Origin of the sequence: Lactiplantibacillus fabifermentans DSM 21115 (genome assembly GCF_000498955.2) — a bacterium.
Taxonomy (GTDB): Bacteria; Bacillota; Bacilli; order Lactobacillales; family Lactobacillaceae; genus Lactiplantibacillus; species Lactiplantibacillus fabifermentans.
Map to the genome: position 1 here is coordinate 1 of NZ_AYGX02000117.1, position 2,814 is coordinate 2,814.

1 protein-coding gene is annotated in these 2,814 nt (G+C 37.2%); it reads right to left on the minus strand.

What is annotated here, in order from left to right:
* A partial coding sequence (locus tag DY78_RS16435) for a KxYKxGKxW signal peptide domain-containing protein (RefSeq protein ID WP_056993526.1) occupies positions 1-2,066 on the minus strand: 2,066 nt, incomplete at its 3' end.
* Positions 2,067-2,814: the final 748 nt, after the last annotated feature.

Sequence of the window (2,814 nt, forward strand, 5' to 3'; positions counted from 1 at the left end):
TCAGCCGCACTCCAGGTTGTGTTAGGGCCCGCTACTAACGTGCTGTCTTTAGTGTCAATTGACGTTTGATCAATGTTATATGTTAAATAAATATCTGTAGGCTGATTACTTTCTCCATAGATTCCACTAAGATTGCTATTTGCAGAAACATAATAATAACTTACCCCATTTTTTTTAATGAGAGAAGTAGGTATTACATTATAGCTACTACCAATACTATTAGCTACTAAAGTAGTTGGAGTGCTTAACTCCGTACCATTTTTATCAACATAATGAACAGTAATGTCTGAATATATAGTTGCATTAACAGATTGAGTTACTGTATTTCCATCACTGTCAGTAACTGTATAGATAATGGTGTAAACTCCATTTTTATTATTATTCCAAGCGTTAACAAAATTGGTATCATCTTTTATAGTGACAGTGGAACTTAGATTTCCATCCTCAACATCAGATGCTGTTACGCCATCAAGCAACCATTCAGTAATATCAGAAACAGTGGTACCTTGCTTAATATCTTTATCTGTCGCTGTTATTTTAGGCACAAAGCCACTGTTATTAATATTTTGAAAATATCCTGAAGTCCAGCTTTCTTGTGCAGTTGTTATATAATCAGACTCATATTGATCCGTCAAAATATACTGACTATTAAGATCCGGGGTAGTAGCAACTATACCTAAAACATACCATCCAATATCCATATTATCAGGTATCGATATTTTTACAGTTTGATCATCTATTTGAGTTGTTGACCAACCTACAGATGCTAATGTTACATAACTTTTGGACGTATTAGGATACCCGCCCTTTTCTGTTATATAAATATTATCAGCCTGTAGGGAAGCACCTGTGCCAGAAATACTTAAAGTTATTGTTCGACCTGTCTTATCATTTTCAGAATTAGTATAAAATCCTGGATCAACTACAATATTAAAGTCCATAGACTGCATATCTGGCAAATAGTAGTTTTTTCCACTAATATATCCTACATAATTATCCTGTATACCAGTATATCCATAATCTCCATTTCCTATAATTAATCTTTTACCATTATAGGTCCCGCTTCCGCCAGAACTAGCTTTTGTATTGAAGCTGGTACCACCAGTTATTGCTACTGAAGTATTATTTAAAGATGCCGTAATGATATTGTTAGAAGTATCGGCGGCAGCCGTATGCAAATTAACTATGAAGTTAATTCCCGCATTAGAAATATCAGTATTGAACGTATATGTTATTGTCCCACTGGTTTTATCATAAGCTAAGCTGCCATAAGTTGTACCACCATTTAACTGAATATTGTCCCAATTAATCGAGCTAGGATTAGATACTGTAAAAGTTAACTTTGTCCCATTAGATATGGTTGCACTTTTTTCAATACTCGTATTTAGCGCTATAACGCCTCCTCCACCAGAGAAAGTATCCCCATTATTAAAGCTTGAAGTAACATTCACTCCTGTAGTATCTGTTTGACTTGACGAGTTGTCCGTTGCTAATTTAGCATTGCTAATTCCCACTTTTGCTGCACTACTGTTTGTATCAGCATTCACTGCACTGCTACTGCTGGCACTAGTCGCATCGGTCTTTATTGCACTGCTACTACTTGCGCTGGCGGCATCGGCATTTACTGCACTGCTACTACTTGCGCTGGCGGCATCGGCATTTACTGCACTGCTACTGCTGGCACTAGTCGCATCGGCCTTCGCTGCACTGCTACTTGCGCTGGTCACATCGGCCTTCACTGCACTACTACTGCTGGCACTAGTCGCATCGGCCTTCGCTGCACTGCTACTGCTGACACTAGTCGCATCGGCCTTCGCTGCACTGCTACTGCTGGCACTAGTCGCATCGGCCTTCGCTGCACTGCTACTGCTGGCACTAGTCGCATCGGCATTTACTGCACTACTTGAGGTGCTGGTAGCTGTCACATCAGCTGACACTGGACGGTTGGTGACTAGCATCCCTAATCCCAGCGAAAATAATGAAATCCCCATGACAGCCCAATTCTTACCGCATTTATATAATTTATAATGCGTTTTAGTCTCTCCAAAATAATTATTCCTTAACATAAAAGAACCTACCTTTCACACTATTTTAAATAAAATGTTGACATTAAAGCCCCAGCTTATCAAGGTTATCCAACCATTTAAATTAGAACAGAAACTACTAATAATCTCTGATATTCCTTAAATTGGGCCTATCTTTCGCACGAAAGTTATTTAAAATCATGCTAAAAACGCATAACTATAAACATCCTCAATAAACTACATTAATAATAACACACTCAAACTTTAATTTTAATCACATGCAAGTAAATACTGTGCAATTAGTTCTTTTAATTACGTATTTAGTCAATACACTAGGTTTTAAAATTAATCCAACTTTTTTAGAAAAAGAAAAGATCAGCTACTTAAAATGGTATTTGTTGCAAACCCACTTTTTTAAACAGCTAATCTTTTCCCTCTTAATAAACTATTTGAAACGAACAAGAATGGAAACTCTTTGTTGCCTAAAACTATTGCAGTCGGACATTGAATGTTAATCAAACTGTTCACCGCCAACTATTTAACATGAATTAGTATGCTGTCACCCATATAGAACTGTGCCCTCACTCAAAGTTGGCGAACATAAGTATTTCCTTGCTTGATCAACCTGCTATTAACTTTATCAGTAAACAAGCTAACATTAAACCGCACTTTAGTTTATTTACATGTACCCGACCGCTTTACTAGCCCTTAGCGTAACAGTTAATTTGTGACCCACGGCTCCTATGTCAAGATTTTAGACAAATAAATGCGAATAGTCAGCGTCATAATT